Here is a 19,945-nt window from a genome sequence, read left to right as displayed (position 1 = left end):
TTTTCCAAAAAAGTATCCCGGCGAATACATCGCCGGGATACAAATTGTCCAGCGGAAAATTATTTCTACTTCAGATCTACGCCATAGAAGTAATGGCCACCAAACGGATCAATCTTGTAGTTTTCAACACGAACACTGATCGGCTCAGAGACAAGAGAGTGCGCAATAGTTGCCCAAGGCGCCTCACGTTTGAATACTACCTGAGCTTCCTCATAAAGTCTTGTGCGTTCATCTACGTCAGATACCTGTTTGGCTTGTACAACAAGATCATTAAATTCATCATTACACCACTGCGCACGGTTGGAACCGCCCACTGCATCGCAAGACATCAGCACTGCAAGGAAGTTGTCCGGGTCACCATTGTCACCAGTCCAACCCAGCAGAACTGCGCCGTCACGATTGATGTCAGAAGAACGCTTAAGGTACTCGCCCCACTCGTAGCTGACGATCTCGACTTTAACACCGATTTTCGCGAAGTCTGCCTGAAGGACTTCAGCCATACGACGTGCATTCGGGTTGTATGGACGCTGAACAGGCATCGCCCAGATCTTCATTGTCAGATCTTTGACGCCCTCTGCTTCCAAGGCTGCCTTTGCTGCTGCCGGATCATATGGGTCATCAACGATTTCGTTGTTGTAGGACCACATTGTCGGCGGGATCGGGTTTTTCGCGATCTGACCTACGCCCTGGAACACAGCATCCAGAATAGCCTGCTTGTTGATAGCCATGTTCAGCGCTTTACGCACTTTTGGATTATCAAACGGTGCCTGCTGAGTGTTGTAGGCCATGTAGCCAACATTCAGACCTTCTTGCTGCAGAAGGGTGACGTTTGGATCTTTGGACATTGCATCCAGGTCAGCCGGATTTGGATATGCCATCACCTGACATTCACCTGCAGCAAGCTTTTGATAGCGCACAGATGCATCTGGTGTGATTGCAAAGACCAGATTGTCGAGCGGCGCTTTGCCATTCCAGTAATCAGGGTTTGCTTTATAGCGGATCAGAGCGTCTTTCTGGTAGCCAACGAGCTGGAAAGGACCGGTACCAACTGGCTTCTGATCAAATGTGTCCTTGCTGTTCACCATTGCGTCTGCGTATTCAGCAGACTGGATGGAGGCGAAGTCCATCGCCAGGTTCGCAATCATTGGTGCTTCTGGACGGGTCAGCTTGAATTTGACAGTGTAGTCGTCAATCTTTTCAATGCTGTCGATCAGGTCAGGCATGTCCATGGCGTTAAAGTACTCGTAGGTACCGCCAGACACGTTATGATATGGGTTTTCCTTGTTGCCCTGACGGTCGAATGAGAAGATCACGTCATCGGCATTGAAATCACGGGTTGGTGTAAACCACTTTGTGTCGTGGAATTTTACACCCTTGCGAAGGTGGAAGGTGTATTCCTTGCCATCCTCAGAAACTTCCCAGCTTTCAGCCAGTGCCGGAGCAACTTCGGTTGTGCCAGGCTTGAACTCCACCAGCTTGTTGTAGATCTGACGCGAGCTTGCATCAAATGTGGTGCCTGCGGTGTACAGAGACGGTGTAAAGCCTTCCGGAGATCCTTCAGAACAGTACACGAGAGTTTTTGCCATTACAGGGCCAGCCACAACTGCTGCTGCGAACAGGCTACCACCAAGCAAGAGGCTTTTTTTCAAGGACATTGGTATTCTCATTCCGTTTTATTGCTTGTTCCAGTTGTTCTTCAACACTGCTTATTGCTGCAGTTTATTAAGGGATTTTGGCTTTGAGAGACTACTCCGGCAACGGAAGGATGGAAGGCCGTCTTCTCCACATAAAGATGCATGACGCGGTTTCCCTGCGAGATACACTCTTCAGGTTTTTCGATTTCGGCTTGCACGTAATTCCGCGACGAGATTACCCACTCATAGCTCAAACCAAATCAACGACATCGCACAATCATATGCGATTAATTCTTCGATGGTCGATTTTAGAACATTAAGTTTCGTTTCTGACTTCGGAAATAATTAAAAATTTCAGAAGCACTGTCTAATCGGTACGACTACCTAGAACTGCATCCTCAGGTTGTTTTATTCCTTCTTACTTACCTGAAATTACATAGGTATTCTTACCACATATTTGCGGTGTCGTAATTATACTTTAGAATCGAACTTGATTATTTAAACAGTTTTTGCACAATACTATCAGGAGCTTATACGAGTTCAGGCCTGCAGATACGCGTTTTGCGTGTCACACAAGCCTGTTATCCAACTGGTTATGGAGTGTTTTTATTCTTCTGAAAGCTTAGCCATACATTCGTCATGTATGGACTGAATTTCGGAGATCGTGACTTCCAGCGCTTCTTTTCTCGCGCTCAGCTCTTTCAGCACTTCCCCGGTTCTAGATCCAAGGTACTCAAGCTGCTGGCGGTGCCCTTCCCCGTGCTGACCATAAAGGTCCAGGAAGTGTTTGATCTCGGAAAGAGAGGAACCAATCGCCTTACCGCGCAAGATCAACGCCAGGCGCGCTCTGTCTTTGCGGTTATAGATACGCACACCATTGACGCGCTGAGGTGAGATCAGACCCTTACTCTCATAAAACCGGATGGATCGGGTAGAGATCTCAAACTCTTCAGCCAGATCGCCAATTCCAAAAAGTTCCTGATCGGCGTGACCCGTTTCTTTTTCCGCTTCCGCGAGAGGGTTCAGCGTTTCTTCTCTTCTCTCAGACATGCATCCCCCTAACATTGAAGAACTTGATTGACGTTACCTAACGTCGCCGTAAGGCATTACCATAACGGCGACACTATATCACCAAATTGTCATTGCGTTTACGGCTTCTCGTTTTCTTCCTAATCTTTACCTATAGGATAACCATCAGAAATCAACACAAATTGCAATTAGCCAGATAGGTAATATTGCGAGATATCGATAGCGCCTTGTAAAAAAGAACGGGATAAACCCACAAGAGATACCATAGAACATCCGTATCCTGCGTGTTTTTGAATTTTTATTGCGCTGCCGCATTCCCCAGACTTGACAAGTTTGAGGTTTTGGAAGACCCCTGCCCCTACGACGCCTACTGAAGCAACTTGCCTTTGGCTTAGGTCATTTCAGTTATTTGTATGCGTATCCTCTTTTGCGAACCGATTGGCTCTTCAAGGAGATACGCTCTAGGATAAGTTATGAGTAAGAGTCTTGAGGAACGGGTCGACGAACTGGAAATGCATATCGCACACCAGAACGAAACGATCGAAACACTCAATGATGTGGTCTCCAATCAGGCACAGGTTCTCGACCGACTCGTCTCAGCAATGGGACAGATGAAGGACCACCTGCTTGATATTCAGGATCTGGTTGAACAAACACCTGCGAACCAGAAACCTCCACATTACTGAGCAAACAGGCTTTTCCTATACTAAGAGGAAACTATTTTCCTGCTGAACATCAGCAAAGATAGGTATACTCAGGTAAGGGGAAACCTGATATTAAGAGATGACAGGTCTGCTGTGCTTGAACGCAGGCCCTTTTTTCGTGGATCACTCAACGTTACGAGAGTGAACAATACAATTTTCTGTTCCGCCGCCTATAAGGGCTGCCACTGCTGTCCTTTTTTGAACAGCACCTGAGAACAAAAAAGCCTGGATGAGAAAGAAACCCAATGGCTATTGAGCAGATACTGGCGACCCATAAAAAGGAGAGCCTTGCCGATAAAGCTTATCGTCTGATTGAAGAGCTGATCGTCAACCTTGACCTTGCGCCTGGCATGGCGCTGACTGAAGGTGACCTTTGCGAACGGACCGGCATCGGCCGGACTCCAGTGCGCGAGGCCATCAAACGCCTTTCAACCGAAGGGCTGATCGTTATTCGCCCACGCAAAGGCCTGTTTGTTTCTGAGATTGAGACTTCCGAGTACGTTCTGGTTCTGGAAACCAGAAAGCCTTTGGAGCAGCTTCTCGTCGCTTCCGCTGTTAAGCGTGCGACTGCAGAAGAGCGCGAAGCTCTGCACCAGTGTGCTGAAGAAATCCTTGCGCAGGCCCGTGCAGGCGATGTGAAGGGCTATCTGCGCGCGGATAAGGTTTTTGATGAAGTGCTCTGTGCCGTCTCCCGGAACCCGTTTACAGCTCGCGCTGTGGCTCCGCTACAGACTATGAGCCGCCGGGCCTGGAGTGCTTTCCGCGGTGCTGAGAAACTCGAAGATTCTGCTATTCGCCATCATAAGCTTGCTGAAGCTTTGGCAAACAACGATGCAGAGAAGGCAGAAGCGGCAGCTGTCGAGATGATGGACCATCTGACCAACTTTGCAGTCAAGCAAGCTGAAAAGACTGGCGACAACGCTTAGGTTCAGAGATCTCAATCAATAAGCAAAAAGCGGAGCCTGTGCTCCGCTTTTTTATTGCTCAGTTTTTGGCATTTTAAAGGTATCGATCCGGGCGTTGCGCCCGCTTGCCCCGAGCAGAACCAAATATGGTTGATCTGTTTGAATTACCGGTCGCTTTGCACCGTAAATGCCTGAGAGCCGCAAACGCACCTCACCGTGAGGTGTCATTCCTGTAACCATCCCCGCAGACATCTGAGAGAGCTTAATAGGAGCGTAAAGGATCTCGTAGGAGGGAGGGGCAGCTCCAGGGCGCATGACGACCACAGCGTTGGCTCTGATATCACGCCCCTCGTCCTGTACGTCGACTACTCCAACGGCTCGGTGCAAAATTTTATACTGGCAATTCATCTAGATAATCATCGTCGTCGATACATTATGAAGCCGCTGCCTGTTTGGCAGCATTTTCAACAATGTTGTCCCTCAAACTCGCAGGCACATGGAATGTAAAGTCCTGAATGAGGACGTCCTGCACGATATCTGTCGCGAAGCGTTCGTTGACGCGGTCACGGACCTCGTCGGTCAACTCCTTCAGGTCAGATTTTTTCAGCTGGGCGAACTCTTTGTCAGCCTTGCTGTAAATGATACGGAAAGCTTCATCGACGATGAACGCATGAGGTGGAACCGCCAGCTTTGCAAGCAGTTCACTATCAACCGTGAACACAAACTGCGCCACAATATAACCGTGGATCTTGCCATCTTCGAGCACCGGAACGTTGATGGTCGGTGTGCTTTGATAATCCAGTCCTTCCAAATGCGCATTCTTTTGCAGCATCGGATCAAAGTCGGTCTTGTACAGAGCTGTAAAGTAGGCCGCACCGACGGTGACGAGACAGATCCAAACTCCGGTTACGAGAACTTTCAACATACGTTTTTACCAGCTTCCAACCAGAGATTCATAGGTGCCATCAGAGTCATGATCCTTCATCACTTGCGACAGGAGACCAGATACTTCTTTGACAGCATTAAGCTGGGTCGACAGCAGCTTCATATTAACTGCAAGCTTTTCCTGAAGTTCCTGAAGCCGGACAACGATCTCGCTTGGCAAATTTTCAGGGCCAACTGCCTTGCCCGCCATATCAAGATCAAGCATCGCGCGGCCTTTGAGATAGGCGCTCTCTTCAAGATCAATGTCACCCTTGCCGATAAGAGCTTCATTTTCAGTCGACAGCAGCTTGTCTACACGTCCGATACTTTTTGAAAGAGCAATGTAGTCTTCCGGCAAGATGTAAGCGTCGGTGTCATCAAGCTGCCCAGTATCCTGAACCACTGGTTTTTCGTCATGTAAAACCAGTTCCTTGTGCTCACTGTCGATCATCTCAGACATTTATGCCTCTTGCTTTGGGAGAGTTGGACGAATGGTATCTGGCAGGAGCATTTCTGCCAGACCAAGAGAACCTGTTTTGGCGAGTTGGTTTGCGAGCTGCTCCGCCATCAAGCCTTTCCACATGGTGCCTGCTGTCCCGCCGCCATAGACGTTTTCAGTCTCCTTTGGCAGCATGGATTTCACGAAGGTCTGCAAGACAGCACTTTCCAGCTTCTCACCGAGATCAGCTGTCTCAAGTTTCTTGGAGTAGCGGTTGGCCATTGATTTTAAGCTCTCAACACCCTCCTGCCCTCTTGCCTGAGCCGTGCCGGATGCATTGTCAGCTTCCGCCATAAACCTGGAAAAGCTGCTTGAGGCCCATGATGGCTCAGAGACGGGCAAATCCTTTGAAACGACGGCGGGAGCTTTAAGAGAGCGCGTGGCAGCTCTAACCTCAAAAGGGTCTGCTTGATTTATTACGTCCAGAACAAGATCGCTGACAGGCTGAATGGCCATGAGCACTCCCACTAGTCAAAAGAAGGGCATATATAATTGGAAAGACCCTAATTTCTCAGACTTATCTGGGCCTGACCTTCTTAGGCGCCGCCTGTAGCTCGGCGATTTCCTGAAGCTGCTTTTTCTCTTCGGTCCGGTGATAGGACACCAGAGCTTTGCCATGATGCTTTTCAGTCATGGAGGTCTGCCTCTTCTGATCAAGCAACTTGCCGAGCAGCTCGCCCTTGTGCTTTTCCTTCAGAGACTTATTTCTGTTGTTGGTCTCCAGACGCCTGGAGATTGCCCGGTTCATCACTTCACGCAACTCCCCTTCATGACGTCCCCAGTGGCTAACCAACTCCTCGCTCTCTTCGTCGCATCGTTGAATTTCGCTATCAAGAACCGCGATGTCGTACTTGATCATCTGCTCTTTTTGTTCCTGAACCTTCAAAATGCGCCGGAGGCGTGTGATGCGTGCTTTATCCATGGCTTTACTGCAATACCAACCAATCGCCGAGCCCAGCATAGAACAGGCGCAACAGCTCAGTTATGATCTGCCAGAGGATGAAAAGTCCTCCCATCATAACAACAGGCAGCGCTACAAAGTAGACTGGCATCTGAGGCATGAGTCTGTTGGTGAGGCCCAGAGTCAGGTTAATTACAACGCCATAGATCAAAAACGGACTTGTGATGCGTAATGCCAGCAACAGACCCTGCATCAGCTTGGTTGAGAACTGATCTAACGCCGCTGCGGGAACAAATTCTCCCCCCACCGGAATTGTCCGATAGCTCTCAGCAAGTCCAACAAAGACATCAGCATGTGCCCCAGTGATAAACAACATGGCAGTTGCGGTGAGCGTAACCAGAGATGCCAATGGTGGTAGCTGCTGAAATTCTTCGACAATAGTGACAGGCTGGTTGAAGCTGGATGCGTTTGCAGCCGCGCCAATCATCATCTGAAGCATTCCGAAGAAGGCTCGTCCGAATGCTGCGATCAACAGTCCGATCAACAGTTCAACAAAAATGATGCGCAGCAACTCATCCAAAGGCGCAGCTGAGATGATCGGCTCAACCACCTCCAATATGAGAGGAGAGATCGCCAGGGTTGCAGATATTGCTATAAACAAGCGAACACGGATCATCACACGTGGCGACGAAAAACCCGGCATGGCCATGAGACATGCTCCGACGCGGCAAAAGACCACGAAGACACTTAGGATTGCCTCAGGAGCATTTTCCAAGGTCACGAAATTGATCCCAATGCCTCGATATCAACGCCGCGGGCCACTTCCATATGAGAGAGAATTGGCAGTGCGGGGAACATACGTTCAGTGATCATGCGCACGTACTGACGTGCTTCCGGAGCAACGACGACAGCAAATCGCTGACCTGAAGAGATATGCTCGCGAATAACTTCAGCGCTGTCTTTTGCGAATTCTTCAACCTGCGAAGGCTCCATATCGAACTCAATGACTTCACCATTTGCATCGCGGCGAAGTGCCTGATGGAATGCAAGGTCCCAGCGGTTCCCCAGACGGAGCACTTTGAGGCTCCCATCTCCGGCAATATCACCACAAATTTGTGTCGCCATGCGAATGCGAACGTGGTCAGCAATTTGCTCAGGTCTGCGTGCATGAGGTGCGATCTCCGCAATCGCTTCCATGATCAATGACAGATTTCGAATGGAGATACGCTCTGCAAGCAGCAGCTTAAGCACGGCCTGCAAGCCAGAGTATGAGATATGTTGCGGGCAGATATCATCAATCAGGCGAGTGTAAGCCGGATCAAGGCGATCTAACAGTTTGCGCATATCCTTATAGGAGAGTAGCTGCGACAGGTTGTTTCTGATCACTTCTGACAGATGTGTCAGCACAACTGAAAGGTTATCGACGGTCGTATAACCTTGACGTTTTACTTCATGCTCAAAAGCGGTCGGGATCCACATAGCCTGCATACCAAACGCAGGTTCGCGGGTTTCGGTTCCCGGAAGAGCTGGCAGCTCCCGATTGCCACCGATCACCATCAGTTCACCAACTTTGATGTTCTCAGAAGCGACAATCGTACCGTGGATACGGAACTCGTAACTCTTCGGCTCCAGATTGAGGTTATCCGTAACCTTGATCTCCGGAACCACAAATCCGTATTGCTCAGCAAACTTCTTACGCATCTTGTTGATGCGGTTTCCAATCTCAGGCTTTGCTGCCAAAAGACGGGCTGTGAGCTGCTTGCCAAGACGCATCTCAATCTCAGAAAGTTCAAGACTGTCCTTCACGGACTCTTTCTTGACTTCCTTCTGCATCTCAACCTTTTGCAGCTCGGCTTTCGCGAGCTCCGCCTTGGCTTCCGCTGCCTTTTTGGGAATAACGTAGGCAGAAAACCCAAGCACACCGCTCAAGAAAACAAACGGCAGGAATGGAAGCCCCGGAAGCAGCGACAATAATAAAAGGAGCAGTGACGCGACAGCGAGCGCGCGCGGATACCCTGCCAGCTGCCCCATTACAGCTTGCTCAGCTGACCCTCTGGTCCCACCTTTCGAGACAAGAAGACCTGCTGCAAGAGAAACGATCAGCGCCGGAATCTGTGAAACAAGACCATCACCAACAGACAGCTTCGTGAAAACGTCGGCAGCTTCAGCTAAGTCCATGTTGTAGCGTGTAACGCCAATAACGATGCCACCCAAAATATTCACAACGGTGATGATCAATCCAGCGACAGCATCACCGCGCACAAACTTTGAGGCACCGTCCATGGCACCAAAGAAGGAGCTTTCCTCTTCCAGCTCTGCACGTCTGTGCTGCGCTTCCTTGTCATCAATCATACCAGCAGACAGATCGGCATCAATCGCCATCTGCTTGCCGGGAATACCATCAAGGGTAAAACGTGCACCAACTTCCGCGATACGACTTGCACCTTTGGTGATCACCAAAAAGTTCACCGTTACAAGGATCGCAAAGACGATGAGGCCGATGACAAAGTCACCGCTCATGACAAACTGAGAAAAGCCGTTGATCACATACCCAGCGGCGAGCGGTCCTTCATGGCCGTTTGCCAGAATAACGCGCGTTGTCGCAATATTCAGCGCAAGCCGAAGCATGGTCGCGATCAACAGAATGGTTGGGAATGAAGAGAACTCTAAGGGACGCTGGATCCAAAGCGAAACCATCAAGATCAAAACCGATAATGCAACTGATATTGCAAGACCGAAATCGATCATAAACGTTGGCATGGGAAGAAATAGCACAGACAGAATGAAGATAATTCCGACTGCAAATCCAATATCACGCTTGCTGTTTGGAGCAGCAATTCCCGTCACTGTCTGAGACATTCGCACCCTTCAATTCGGTATAAGCATACTGCGCTACTTAGGCCGAAACATTGGAGAAGGAAGCTTGTGTGAGGGTGGTCTGGAGGGAAATCAGCGTGAGCTATCCCCTCCTTGCTTATTGCGGCAAACCTGAAAAAGCAGGTTTAAAACCCGTATTCGATCCGTCCGTAGACCATCTCGGTCAACGAGAATATCTGGGAGCCGATATACGGGCCAGTCATGGCAATCAAAATAAAGATCACAACAATCTTCGGAATGAACGTAAGTGTCATTTCCTGAATTTGTGTGAGCGCTTGAAACAGAGCGATAATCAAACCAACAAACATGGCCCCACCAACGGCGGGACCAGTTGCTGTAATCACAGTCCAAATTGCGGTACGCACAATATCGAGTGCATCTGCCTCATTCATTGCTTTATGATCTCACTTCACCATTAAGATGTAGCATCAGACTCGTCAGGAGTGTCGGTATCAGCAGGGGTGTCAGTGTCAGTCGTCGCAGCAGGTGCAGGACGCGAAATCTGAATACCAGGCACCAGAGCCACTTTTGTCCCATCTTCCAGAGTTGCAATCGAGCCATCTGTAAGGATCTGAACGGACTTGATTTTACCAGTCATGGTTTCCGTACCATCCGCATTAGGCACCTCAACTGTCGCACCGATCAGATTGTTGGCCTGATTGATGGAGTTCTGCTGAAGCATGGATGTCAGATGCGTGTTCGTTTTAGTGGACTGCTCCACAGCGGAGAACTGCGCCAACTGGCCCATATACTCAGCAGTATCCAACGGATCTGTCGGATCCTGGCTCTTAAGAGACTCCATGAACAGCATTAGAAACGCATTGTAATCTAAGTAAGCTTGCTCACTGCCCTGCGGCTTGAAGACAGGTTCATTGTTTTGAGTAGTATTTGCGGAAGATACTGGATCAACACTCATGTTTTTGTCCTTTAATTCTCGCCAACTGCACGCGCGAACGGCATAACAACTGTTTCGGGCTGATCATCCTCTTGCTTTTCGGACCAGATCGCCATCTCGATCTCAAAAAGCTTCTTCAGCGTGCGAAGTGCATCAAAATAGCGGCGCTTGTTGATCTTGGTGTCGACAACATCAAGACCTTCAAGTAATTCGGCATTCTCTACAGCTTTGCGAATAGATGCCAACAACAGGAGAGCTCGTTGAAGACTGTCTAACTCCGTCTTGGGATCAATCAGCGCGCTTTGAATAAAAAAGTACAACTGCCGTAGAGGTGTTGTTGTCTCTTCGAGCTGCATGACATAAGCCTCAAGAAGAAAACTCGCGTCATTTAGGAGCTTTACCGATGTCTTCTGCTCGAATGACAGAACAGCCCCATTGATAAAGACCTTTTCACCCGCTTTTAGGTGCAAACGCATTAGATATCCTCTCGTTTAAGCTAAGCCGTCACGAACAAGCCCATTGATTTCAATAAGGCTCTCAAAATCATCTGAATTTCCAGAACGAAGCAAATCAGCTTGTTTCACACACCAAATTCCGATTGAAATTAAATCTGCCCTTAAAACTGCAGGAAGTGCATTATCGGGACTTCCTAAGTCATCAATCAAAATGCTCCACAGTCTATGGACAGATATCAATGCTTGCGCAGCTTCACTTGACTTAATTCCAGCCTCTTTAGCTGCCTGTAATTGGGCAATGACCAACGAAAACAATTCACGTTCTTGCCCCCTCCTGTCCTCAGAAGAATCCTCAAGCGTTTCAGCATAAGACATTTGATACATTCAGCACTCCTGCGTGTTTCAGCTAGTTTTCTAAACACCTACAAATACTTCATAATATTCAAATCTTGTATTTTTGCAGTAATCGCATAGGTCGCTTCTAGTTGAGTTTGCGCCAAGCTCAACTCTACAGCCGCTCGATTTTCGTCGATGTTTTCAAGATCATTGATGCGAACGTTTAAGACGTCTTTCTTTGCAAGAATGTCAGAGTTAGTTCGCTCAACGTTGGTCTTGATCGCACCATTTTGTGCTTGAATAGAAATTGTTTTATCTGCTCCAGCGTTTAAACTATCAACCGCGCGATCAGTGATAAATTTTTCCGCTTCTAAGTTCAAATCCAACTTCCCAAACACAGCAACAATCGACAAACCCTTAGCCAGCTCACTAAAAGCTTGCTCATTGGCGGAACCGGAACCGTCTGTAGTCACTCCATTCTCAATTGTTGAAGTCATCTTCTCATCGGTTGCAGAAGACCAGTGCGTAGTCCAGTCAGCTCCAAAAATATCTTTAAAACCAGGGCTTTCTAAAAAGGTCTCCCAGTCCTTACCAGTTGGTTCTCCCGAAGCAGGTATAACCTCAGTTGCGGGATCGTTGATGCTATGCCCGAAGTAAGCTTGAAAAGCCTGCTCTATTTGCACCTCTGGACCACTCGGCAGACTAGTAAAGCCTGAAACTGGTGCTGTTCCAGTATTAATTCCACCAAAAACGTATACGCCATTTACGTTTGAGTTAAGTGTATTCGTGAGCTTATCCAACTCAGTATATGCAAGATTAGAAGCAGTCTTGAGATTACTTGAGTTGCTTTTGAGCGCAATAAGGTCTGCCCCAAACGCAGAACCGCTACTGTGAATGTTATCTAACGCAGTGTCCATTACATCCAGTCGCGTTACTAACTGCCTGTTTGTATCTAGTTGACTTTCAAGCAGATCATACTCAGAGCGAAACGAAGTCGTCATTCCAGTCTGGGCACCCAAAGTTAGTCCTATATCCGCATGTTTTTGGGATGCGTTCTCGATCACCGCTTTATCTAAACGTGCGCGATGATCAATAAGATAATCTGACAGACGAAGTGAACTCGATAACGTCGAAACTGAATAAACCATATTTATCTCACTGCCCCCAGTAGCTCTTGGAACATTTTATCAACCGCAGTCATCAAACGTGCCGAAGCAGAATATGCCGTCTCAATCGTCAAAAGGCGTTGCATTTCCGTATCGATGTTAACGCCTGTTTTATTGGACAACATTTGTGCGTTCGAATTGAAAGCAGACGCATCAAGAGTGGAACTCTCCGTCGCCATTTTTCGTTCAGCACTAAACCAACTTACGGTGTTGGCCGCAAAATCTTTGAGTGTAGAAGTTGGATTAACACCTGATGCCGGATCGAAAGTACGCTCTTGATTGAACGCCGTTTCGTAACTCTTCAGAAGATCAGAATATCCAGCATTATCAGCAGTATTATGTTTGTAAGTTGCACCGTTGATTCCGCCGTCACGCAGGAGCTTTACATCTCCGCCTCTGGCTGGATCGACTGCACTGTTCACCTCTAAACGGCTAACAAGATCACCTGCGCCTGCAACAAATGTAAACAGACCATCACCAACCCCTGCAGCAGGAGCTGGCTCATGTTCCTGGAAGATATCAACGAGTGCTTTTGCGGTTTCATCGAGCTGCGTTTGCATTGTTACAAGCGCATCATCACGAACTTTCGCATACCCTGCTATCGCTCCGCCAGTAACAGGTGCTGTAGCACCTGGGCCTGCGACGGCAATACCATCCACGAGCACATTCTTACCGACCTCTCCCGAACCTAAAGAAAGAGAAGTGTCAAATGAGACTTCGCGAGGACTTTTTTCAAACAAAGTGATGCCGCTATCGGTATAGACAGCCACACCATTGTTGTCTTGATCGAGAACTTCGATACCAATCTCTTCAGAAAGCACCTTCAGCATTTCATCGCGCTGATCCATGAGTGCATTCACGTCTTTACCAGCAGCAGATCCCGATACAATCTTATTATTCACTCCTTCCAGATCGGAGAGGAGTTTATTAATATTATCGACTGCACGCCCCATTGCAGCATCAGCTTCAAGACGTGTGCTTTTCAGACTTTCTGCTGACTGCTTAATATCATTGACTACAGCATTTGCAGAATTGATTGCAGACTGACCGAGGACCTGATTAGATGGATCGTTGCCGTACGCAACCAATGCCTCATTCAATGACCCTATGCTCGAAGCAACACTCATACCAAATGGCACTTGTCCAGAAGGATTGAGCTGATCAAGCATATTTGCATATGAACCAGAAGCGATTGCAGCACTCCCGCTTTTCAACGTCGCCTTAAACGCCGCCTGATTCACCATACGAGAAGCATGGGAAACATAAACAACCGAACCTGTGTCGCTTACAATATTCTGAACTACCGCTTCTTGCCGCGCATAGCTTGGATTATTGACATTAGCGACATTGCGGGACGCAATTGCCATCTCAGCTGAGCGAGCTGCGATGGAAGATTGCGCCGTAAGCATTGCAGAGGTAAGAGACATATCAGAGCCCTTAGCGCAGGTTGTTCAGTTCTTGGAGCAACTCAGAACTCGCATTAAACACTTTTGTGTTTGCGCTGTATGTACGCTGAGCCTGAACCATCTCCGTCAGTTCAGCTGCAAGATCAACGTTTGATCCTTCAACTGCACCTGAATAGAGAGAGCCGAATCCATTATCGCCCGGGAAGCCCACCGCCGGATCACCAGAAGCATCAGTTGCGGCATAAACGTTTCCGCTTTTCGCCTGCAGGCCATCAGGGTTAGAAAAGTTTACAATCTGGATCTGATCAAGAAGTTTCTCAGCACTACTACCGTACACGCCAAACACGCGTCCATCAGATTCAATACGAATATTTTGAATTGTTGATGGCTTATAGCCGTCAACATCCACTTTATTGACACTGAACTTTTCACCGGCAGTCACTGTCTTACTTAGATCAAGCGTAACATTCCCACCGTTCGGCACCTTAAAGTTAAAGTCTGAGGGAGAGCCCGTGACAAGCTTACCTTCACCTGTAAACTCCAGCTCAAAAGGAGCTGCCGGTGGCGCTGGCACGGATATATCATCGCCAGCGGCGTTCGAAGCCTGCACAATCCACTTTGAACTAACGACATCACTTGTCGGATCAGTTGGATCAACATGCGTCTGCTCTGTTTTGGTATAGACAATATCAATCTTTACCGCATTACCATTCTGATCAAACGTTGTAATCGACGTCTTATAGTCGCCATCAGGAAGACCGGTTACTGGAGGTGCAGTAGGCGTAGGCGTACTAGAGGCCAAGTTAACACCGAGCTCACCCTGCGAGCTCGCCTGCCAAACAGGAGTGCTAAGATCAACGGTTACGGGCGTTCCACCTGCTGAAAGCAGTTTGTAGCCGCCGGAGTTTACCATCTGACCGTTCTTATCGAGAACGAAATCACCAGCACGCGTGAAGTAGGTACCGCCCTGAGAGTCCTCTACTTGAAAGAAGCCATTCCCATTGATCGCAAGATCAGTACCGCGGGAGGTGAAGTTGAAGGCGCCTTGTTGGCGGACGGACTGAACAACGGTTGTGTTCACGATGCCGGATTCATGACCAGAGCTACTACCAGAACCAACAAGGGAGGAGAATGCTGTTTTGTAGCGTTTGTAGCCTACGGTGTTCGCGTTTGAGATATTGTCTGCGACAGTTGAGAGTTTGTTCGACTGCGCGTTCATACCTGACACGCTGGTATTCATAATTCCGTAGAGGCCCATGGTGTGCTCCTGGCTACATCAATTGCAAAATTAACTCGTGGCAGTAAAGCTTGTTAATCTTGTCTGAGCCTGACCCGAAACCTGTTGAATTATTTACAAAATTTTAATGAGTTCGGCGTCCAGCGCCCGTAACCGGACGCGACGATATTTTTGATCACGCGGCATACATAACGCTTTTGTGCAGGGTTGTTGTTTGGCCCGGCATGGTACCTGGCGACGGCCATGGTCCAGCTCTTCTCGCGCTGCTTCAACTCGGAGAGGAATCTTGCTGCATAAGCAACATTTTGCGAAGGATCGAGCATTGCACGAAGATCGGAGAACTTGCTGAGATGGTAGTAAATGTTGATCTGCATACAGCCAACATCAATCAGTTTCACACCCCGATTTCGCGATCTTTTTATCGCAGCGAGCGCTTCTGTTGCGCTGTCGGCGAAGTAGGCCTTGCCAGCGATATTGAGAGCATAGGGATGTAATGAGTTTTTGCGGCCTGTCTCAGTCAGACCAACCGCATAAAGGATCCCAAGCGGCACGTTGTATTGCTGTGCTGCTTCCTGCATCTGACGCTCACACAGGCGGATGGCCTTCTTCTTTCCAGCCGCCTGCGCAGAGAGTGCTATCAGACTACAAATAGATGCCGCTGCGAATATCTTGAGCGTCCGCTTCATTCTGCCCTACCCCGGCATGATCCGCATGTGGTTGGTCGTCCCAGTTTTGCTGAGCCCCAGCTTCACCGCTATCTCCATCAGAGTTCTCTCCCCGACCGAACCGTTCCTGATTTTGCCCAGGCTGACGCATTTGATCAGAGACTTCCTCTTTGAAATTGACGGTGATGTTTTGTGTCTCAGTGCGATAACCAGCATCTTGCAGAACACGTGCCAATGCCTGTCGATCACCCTTCAGCATATCCGCAGCTTCCCGGGTGTTCGTGACAAGAGAGATTTCCAACTCACCACCGCGCATTTGGATATTTGCACGAACAGCACCAAGATTGTCCGGCCGCAGCTGGATCTCGAGCGATTTAACAGGCTTTGCCGCTTTTGCATCAGCAGCTTGAGCTGCCAACTCCTGAGCTGTATTTGCTGCAGATGCCGCCTGAGAGAGTTGCTTGGACAAAGCACTGGCGACCTGTTGCGCAGGACGTCCCAACTCAGCAGGTGGAAGGTGCGTCTCAAGACTCACCACTTTAACTTCACCGCCCACTGCAGGCTTGCCAGCATTCTGGTTTACAGAGGTGTCTGGTTGCGATTTGCCTTGCTTTAGCAGAAAGTCAGCTGATAGCTTCTTAGCTCCGGTTGCGTTTCCTTCTGCCTGAGGCAAGTTGATTGCACCGCTACCTTCAAGCTTTGGGCCAGCATTAGTAGACTTGAGACTGCTTACTTCTGAGGTACCCTGCCCCTGAGCAGTTCCACTCGTTTTCGCGGTACCCGATTTCGCATCGGCGTCGCCATTCAAGGCCTTCAACTCTTTTGAACTTAACGCGTTCAGAACCTGAGCCATCGTCCCATCTCGACTGGTGACGGCGGATCCGCTCATATTAGCAAGGCCGGTCATTGAACTCATCTGCAATCCAGCTTTTTGCTCAGCTGTCATTGCTGCATTGACAACAAGCTGCTTGGCCAACAACTCATCCGTAAGCAATTCTGCAGCGCTTGAAGCCTTTTGAGCGGCTTCAGCCTCACCTTTCGCAACAGTATCGTCAGCTCCGTCGGCGTCAGATGAGCCTGCACCAGCCTTTTTCAAAAGGTCTTTGAGAGCTTCTGAAGCATCAGACTCGCTTTTATCAGACTTACTCTCTGTTGATGCATATTTTGTATCTTTTTTCTCGTTAGAAGTATCTCGGCGATCCGGGACTTTTTTGTCATCGCGAACTTTATCGATGACCTTATCAAACCCGTTCGCACGGTCATCTTTTTCGGAACGAGCGGACTCTTTACGAGTATCTGTTGCATCTTTAGCAGAAGCACTACGATCTACATTGGGAAGAGTTGCATTCATCAAAACTCGGCCTCTTTCAGTGCTTCATCTGCATCGTTTAGTGCGTTTTTAAATGGGACTAACACTTCAGTGTCATAAAGCTTCTCATCCAGCCCAACGTGTGGAACGTAAGGGACATACTCGGAGGCAGCAGGCGTTTCTGGCTGTGGCCATTCTCGAATAGTATTTGCCATAGCGATTGCAGCAGCCTGGATCAATTGATTGCCTGCACTTAAGTCTGCAGCCTTTACCTCAACCAAACCAGAGATTGCCTGTTCCCACTCTTCACCAGAAGCTTTGGCGGCTGAAAGGTAAAGCTTGGCTTCACTCACACGCTCTGCATCATCTGAATTCAGCTCAAGAAATGCGGCGCTTCCTTTAACTGCAAAAGCGGTATTACCACTGATCAAAGCAGCTTTGGCTAGGCGAAGGAGAAGGATGCTTTGAGATTCCTCGTCAAACTCCGATACCAGTTGGAACACGCGGTCCCACTCGTCTTCTTGCTTTAAGTAATCAGAACCGCTGATCACATCAGCGACCGTGTCCCGAAATTCAGAGGCAAATACAGAGGAGCTATATTGGAACAGATACCGACGAGACAGTCTCTCGAACTTTTCTGTATCGCCCAGCTCTGCAACCATTGGCGCTTGCCTGCGTAATGCACTCTCTTCCACAAGCGTCCCAGGCATCATCAAGCGGGCAAGATCAAAATAGCGCTGTGCGCCTGCCGAGTCATTATTGGAAATCAAGATCGCCTGCGCCAGAGCCACCTGACCTGCAACAGCTACCGGAAGCGTTATTGGATCAACCTTTAACAACAAGTTCAACGCCATTTGGCGATTGCCTTGCGAATAGGCCATGGCGCCGGCAAACAGGTTTGGATCACCTGTGAACGTTACACCTTGAACCGCAAGCTCCTGAAAAACTGACCCAGATCCGCCACTGAGCATAAATGAAACAGCAGCACGCGAGTTTTTCTCCAACTTCCAAATCTCAGGATCCAGCCGAAGGAACCGACGACCAATCACAATGAGAGAAGGTTGTAGCAAGTTGTAAGCTTCCAGATTCCCCTTAATGATCTCATCTTGAAGAATCTGCAGCTCCAGAACCATAAGATCAGGATCTGCTGTCGACACCATCTGGGCTGATGCTGGCTGAAGATTCATTGCAACAGGACTTGCGGCTAAAATCAGCGCAGTGGACAGTAGTCCAGATCTCAGCAGAGAAGTTCCAGCTTTTCTTGCAGCGCTAACCAGCATCAAGCCTTCCCTTTCATCAGCATAATTTCAATACGGCGGTTCTGAGGAGCGTATGGCTCTTCGACATCCTTCAGACGGCGGTCTGCATAGCCTTCAATGCCTACGATACGGTTTTCATCCAAACCACCCCGAGTGAGCATGAAATAAGCCATGTGGGCACGAGCCGTTGACAGACGCCAGTTGTCATTGCGCTTGGATTTAAATGGCCGTGCATCTGTATGACCGCGAATTACGATCTCACCGTTCTCTTCTTCAAGAACCTTCGCAATCTGCTCCATCGCTTTCACAACATCCGGATGAGGCTCAGAGGACCCGACAGCGAACATTCCAAAGTTGTCATTGTCCATGATGCGAATCAGAACGCCATCTTGAGAATGCGTGAATTCAATGCTCGCTCCGGTTTTCATTCCTTCAAGTGCTTCACCAACGGAGTTCGCCAGAGAGACGAGCTGTTTATTGCCTTCGTCGTCCTCATCATCACCAGATTCGGACTTCTGAGATGGCTCTGTAGGCTTTGCGGCAGGAACTACTGCGACAGTTTCAAGCTTCGCATCAGCCGGTTCAACTGGCTCTGTAACAAGATCAGGCTGCTTTATATCAACCTTCATGCTTGCGTTTTTCTGAATTTCCTCAGCGTCTTCGATCAGTGTCGGAACACCCTGCTCAGCATCGTCAACGGCTGTTGTTCCTGCTTTCACTTCAGCGAAAACAAGGCGCGTCATCACAGCATCTTCGCCATCTGCCTCTGCCTGGCTCTTAGCAAGCTGGTTCAGAATTTCTCCCTCAGCAAAACTCTCACCTTCACCGTCTGGAGCATCACCGATTACAATCACAGAACTCTCTGCGGATGCCTCACCCGACACTGCCGGAAGGTTCTTACCTCCACGCGCCAGTTCGGAAGCTTCTTCCAAGACTTTGATTTGCTCTGCGGTCAACTCATTCGCCGGAATACCTTCTTCTTTTTCATGAAGGATCGGAATTTGAGCGAGCAAAGGAGCATTGCCTGGCAGTTCATCTTCTTGCCAACCAGAGGGATCGAACGGATCGCGGAAACTGGTTCCGTCAGCCAAACCTTGTCCATCCGGATCACGGTTAGGAAGTGCGAAGAGAACTGGGGTCTTCGCCATCTTGAGCGAGCCTAAACCACCTGTGCCAGGGGAGCCGTCTGTCTCGACAGTAGATTCTGCTTCTGCAGCGAGCGCAGCAAGGATTGCATAAGGATTGTCAAAAAGCTGCGCTTCACTGTAGCGGGCATCACGCTCATAATCACGACTAATGGCATTGATTGGCTTAACACCACCATCTTCCGCGTTTGCACCAGCGAGTTTTGAATTCTCACCGGTCTCGCGATCGGAAACAGGTTCTGGCCTGTTCGCACCACCGCCCGATGTAGGGCCTTTCTTTTCGATACCGCCAGCGCCAACGGGTTTGCCGTTGTCTACACCCTCTTCACTCTCAAGAGGAGACGGTATTTCTTCAGGGTCCCGAATACCTTTAGGACTTGCGGTAGAATCTACTAATTTGATCGGATTGAAGTAGCTTGCAATACCGCGCTGTGAAGCCTCATCAGATGCATTAACCAACCACATGAGAAGGAAGAATGCCATCATCGCCGTTGCAAAATCTGCATAGGCAATCTTCCAAACACCTGACTTAGGGACGGTGATCATGTCGCTGTTACGCCTGCGAACGATAATCAGTTCTTGTGGTTCCAACGCCATGG

21 protein-coding genes are annotated in these 19,945 nt (G+C 48.9%); 2 read left to right on the top strand and 19 right to left on the bottom strand.

Translation table 11 applies throughout. The annotated features are described in order from the left end of the window. Positions 1 to 65 precede the first annotated feature (65 nt). Both PsAD13_RS13580 and PsAD13_RS13575 read right to left on the bottom strand, forming a co-directional pair. A complete protein-coding gene (locus tag PsAD13_RS13580) occupies positions 66 to 1,655 on the bottom strand; it encodes an ABC transporter substrate-binding protein (protein WP_275078134.1) in 1,590 nt (529 codons plus the stop codon). 585 nt (positions 1,656 to 2,240) lie between these two features. Beyond that, positions 2,241 to 2,684 carry a MerR family DNA-binding transcriptional regulator gene (locus PsAD13_RS13575; protein ID WP_057466043.1) on the bottom strand — a complete coding sequence of 148 codons (444 nt, stop codon included), beginning with the start codon at positions 2,682 to 2,684 and terminating at the stop codon, positions 2,241 to 2,243. Between the two features lie 452 nt (positions 2,685 to 3,136). Between PsAD13_RS13575 and PsAD13_RS13570 the strand changes: the two genes are divergently transcribed. Together PsAD13_RS13570 and PsAD13_RS13565 are read left to right on the top strand one after the other, a co-directional pair. Next, positions 3,137 to 3,349 (top strand): SlyX family protein, encoded by a 213-nt coding sequence (locus PsAD13_RS13570; RefSeq protein ID WP_057466042.1) that lies wholly within the window; start codon positions 3,137 to 3,139, stop codon positions 3,347 to 3,349. A 263-nt stretch (positions 3,350 to 3,612) separates the two neighbouring features. Further along, positions 3,613 to 4,293, top strand: a complete 681-nt coding sequence (locus PsAD13_RS13565; RefSeq protein ID WP_063288353.1) for a GntR family transcriptional regulator — start codon at positions 3,613 to 3,615, stop codon at positions 4,291 to 4,293. A gap of 412 nt (positions 4,294 to 4,705) precedes the next feature. Here PsAD13_RS13565 and PsAD13_RS13555 read toward each other — a convergent pair whose 3' ends face one another. From PsAD13_RS13555 to PsAD13_RS13475, 17 genes are all read right to left on the bottom strand, one after another. Then, complete coding sequence (locus PsAD13_RS13555; RefSeq protein WP_057466040.1) at positions 4,706 to 5,197, bottom strand: flagellar basal body-associated FliL family protein; 492 nt, start codon at positions 5,195 to 5,197, stop codon at positions 4,706 to 4,708. 6 nt (positions 5,198 to 5,203) lie between these two features. Further along, complete coding sequence (locus tag PsAD13_RS13550; protein WP_063293137.1) at positions 5,204 to 5,656, bottom strand: hypothetical protein; 453 nt, start codon at positions 5,654 to 5,656, stop codon at positions 5,204 to 5,206. Further along, entirely contained in the window at positions 5,657 to 6,151 is a 495-nt protein-coding gene (locus tag PsAD13_RS13545; RefSeq protein WP_063293138.1) for a rod-binding protein, read from the bottom strand. Between the two features lie 61 nt (positions 6,152 to 6,212). Beyond that, entirely contained in the window at positions 6,213 to 6,617 is a 405-nt protein-coding gene (locus PsAD13_RS13540; protein ID WP_063288350.1) for a hypothetical protein, read from the bottom strand. 4 nt (positions 6,618 to 6,621) lie between these two features. Then, positions 6,622 to 7,377, bottom strand: coding sequence for a flagellar biosynthetic protein FliR (locus PsAD13_RS13535; RefSeq protein WP_208986621.1), 756 nt, complete (start codon positions 7,375 to 7,377; stop codon positions 6,622 to 6,624). Further along, on the bottom strand, positions 7,374 to 9,455 hold the full coding sequence (gene flhA, locus PsAD13_RS13530; protein ID WP_063318489.1) for a flagellar biosynthesis protein FlhA: 2,082 nt from the start codon (positions 9,453 to 9,455) through the stop codon (positions 7,374 to 7,376). Before flhA ends, PsAD13_RS13535 begins: the two co-directional genes overlap by 4 nt. A 143-nt stretch (positions 9,456 to 9,598) precedes the next feature. Then, a complete protein-coding gene (fliQ, locus tag PsAD13_RS13525; protein ID WP_063288348.1) occupies positions 9,599 to 9,865 on the bottom strand; it encodes a flagellar biosynthesis protein FliQ in 267 nt (88 codons plus the stop codon). Positions 9,866 to 9,888: 23 nt separating this feature from the next. Beyond that, entirely contained in the window at positions 9,889 to 10,389 is a 501-nt protein-coding gene (flgD, locus tag PsAD13_RS13520) for a flagellar hook assembly protein FlgD (protein ID WP_208985674.1), read from the bottom strand. An 11-nt stretch (positions 10,390 to 10,400) separates the two neighbouring features. Next, positions 10,401 to 10,844: a flagellar biosynthesis repressor FlbT gene (locus PsAD13_RS13515; protein WP_063318488.1), complete on the bottom strand. Its 444-nt coding sequence runs from the start codon at positions 10,842 to 10,844 to the stop codon at positions 10,401 to 10,403. 15 nt (positions 10,845 to 10,859) lie between these two features. After that, positions 10,860 to 11,207, bottom strand: coding sequence for a flagellar biosynthesis regulator FlaF (flaF, locus tag PsAD13_RS13510; RefSeq protein ID WP_063318487.1), 348 nt, complete (start codon positions 11,205 to 11,207; stop codon positions 10,860 to 10,862). A gap of 38 nt (positions 11,208 to 11,245) precedes the next feature. Then, entirely contained in the window at positions 11,246 to 12,307 is a 1,062-nt protein-coding gene (locus tag PsAD13_RS13505; RefSeq protein WP_084404720.1) for a flagellar hook-associated family protein, read from the bottom strand. 2 nt (positions 12,308 to 12,309) lie between these two features. Further along, the gene (flgK, locus tag PsAD13_RS13500) at positions 12,310 to 13,752 is read right to left on the bottom strand and encodes a flagellar hook-associated protein FlgK (protein WP_063318486.1); all 1,443 of its coding nucleotides are present in this window, start codon (positions 13,750 to 13,752) and stop codon (positions 12,310 to 12,312) included. Positions 13,753 to 13,762: 10 nt separating this feature from the next. After that, a complete protein-coding gene (locus PsAD13_RS13495) occupies positions 13,763 to 14,989 on the bottom strand; it encodes a flagellar hook protein FlgE (RefSeq protein WP_063318485.1) in 1,227 nt (408 codons plus the stop codon). An 89-nt stretch (positions 14,990 to 15,078) separates the two neighbouring features. Continuing rightward, positions 15,079 to 15,654, bottom strand: coding sequence for a transglycosylase SLT domain-containing protein (locus PsAD13_RS13490; protein ID WP_057466028.1), 576 nt, complete (start codon positions 15,652 to 15,654; stop codon positions 15,079 to 15,081). Beyond that, complete coding sequence (locus PsAD13_RS13485; protein ID WP_063318484.1) at positions 15,611 to 16,984, bottom strand: flagellar hook-length control protein FliK; 1,374 nt, start codon at positions 16,982 to 16,984, stop codon at positions 15,611 to 15,613. The genes PsAD13_RS13490 and PsAD13_RS13485 overlap by 44 nt, the downstream gene beginning before the upstream one ends. Beyond that, positions 16,984 to 18,222 carry a hypothetical protein gene (locus PsAD13_RS13480; RefSeq protein WP_063318483.1) on the bottom strand — a complete coding sequence of 413 codons (1,239 nt, stop codon included), beginning with the start codon at positions 18,220 to 18,222 and terminating at the stop codon, positions 16,984 to 16,986. The genes PsAD13_RS13485 and PsAD13_RS13480 overlap by 1 nt, the downstream gene beginning before the upstream one ends. Further along, complete coding sequence (locus tag PsAD13_RS13475) at positions 18,222 to 19,943, bottom strand: MotB family protein (protein WP_063318482.1); 1,722 nt, start codon at positions 19,941 to 19,943, stop codon at positions 18,222 to 18,224. Before PsAD13_RS13475 ends, PsAD13_RS13480 begins: the two co-directional genes overlap by 1 nt. Positions 19,944 to 19,945 lie beyond the last annotated feature (2 nt).

The sequence above is a fragment of the Pseudovibrio sp. Ad13 genome (genome assembly GCF_001623225.1).
Lineage (GTDB): Bacteria > Pseudomonadota > Alphaproteobacteria > Rhizobiales > Stappiaceae > Pseudovibrio.
This window is presented reverse-complemented; position numbering and strand designations above follow the sequence as displayed.

Bases quoted from the DNA above. Each gene is read 5' to 3' on its own strand.
- fliQ (WP_063288348.1), bottom strand. From the start codon at position 9,865: ATGAATGAGGCAGATGCACTCGATATTGTGCGTACCGCAATTTGGACT.
- flhA (WP_063318489.1), bottom strand. From the start codon at position 9,455: ATGTCTCAGACAGTGACGGGAATTGCTGCTCCAAACAGCAAGCGTGAT.
- PsAD13_RS13565 (WP_063288353.1), top strand. From the start codon at position 3,613: ATGGCTATTGAGCAGATACTGGCGACCCATAAAAAGGAGAGCCTTGCC.
- flaF (WP_063318487.1), bottom strand. From the start codon at position 11,207: ATGTATCAAATGTCTTATGCTGAAACGCTTGAGGATTCTTCTGAGGAC.
- PsAD13_RS13475 (WP_063318482.1), bottom strand. From the start codon at position 19,943: ATGGCGTTGGAACCACAAGAACTGATTATCGTTCGCAGGCGTAACAGC.
- PsAD13_RS13580 (WP_275078134.1), bottom strand. From the start codon at position 1,655: ATGTCCTTGAAAAAAAGCCTCTTGCTTGGTGGTAGCCTGTTCGCAGCA.
- PsAD13_RS13490 (WP_057466028.1), bottom strand. From the start codon at position 15,654: ATGAAGCGGACGCTCAAGATATTCGCAGCGGCATCTATTTGTAGTCTG.
- PsAD13_RS13480 (WP_063318483.1), bottom strand. From the start codon at position 18,222: ATGCTGGTTAGCGCTGCAAGAAAAGCTGGAACTTCTCTGCTGAGATCT.
- PsAD13_RS13495 (WP_063318485.1), bottom strand. From the start codon at position 14,989: ATGGGCCTCTACGGAATTATGAATACCAGCGTGTCAGGTATGAACGCG.
- PsAD13_RS13555 (WP_057466040.1), bottom strand. From the start codon at position 5,197: ATGTTGAAAGTTCTCGTAACCGGAGTTTGGATCTGTCTCGTCACCGTC.
- flgK (WP_063318486.1), bottom strand. From the start codon at position 13,752: ATGTCTCTTACCTCTGCAATGCTTACGGCGCAATCTTCCATCGCAGCT.
- PsAD13_RS13485 (WP_063318484.1), bottom strand. From the start codon at position 16,984: ATGAATGCAACTCTTCCCAATGTAGATCGTAGTGCTTCTGCTAAAGAT.
- PsAD13_RS13515 (WP_063318488.1), bottom strand. From the start codon at position 10,844: ATGCGTTTGCACCTAAAAGCGGGTGAAAAGGTCTTTATCAATGGGGCT.
- PsAD13_RS13570 (WP_057466042.1), top strand. From the start codon at position 3,137: ATGAGTAAGAGTCTTGAGGAACGGGTCGACGAACTGGAAATGCATATC.
- PsAD13_RS13575 (WP_057466043.1), bottom strand. From the start codon at position 2,684: ATGTCTGAGAGAAGAGAAGAAACGCTGAACCCTCTCGCGGAAGCGGAA.
- flgD (WP_208985674.1), bottom strand. From the start codon at position 10,389: ATGAGTGTTGATCCAGTATCTTCCGCAAATACTACTCAAAACAATGAA.
- PsAD13_RS13545 (WP_063293138.1), bottom strand. From the start codon at position 6,151: ATGGCCATTCAGCCTGTCAGCGATCTTGTTCTGGACGTAATAAATCAA.
- PsAD13_RS13505 (WP_084404720.1), bottom strand. From the start codon at position 12,307: ATGGTTTATTCAGTTTCGACGTTATCGAGTTCACTTCGTCTGTCAGAT.
- PsAD13_RS13550 (WP_063293137.1), bottom strand. From the start codon at position 5,656: ATGTCTGAGATGATCGACAGTGAGCACAAGGAACTGGTTTTACATGAC.
- PsAD13_RS13540 (WP_063288350.1), bottom strand. From the start codon at position 6,617: ATGGATAAAGCACGCATCACACGCCTCCGGCGCATTTTGAAGGTTCAG.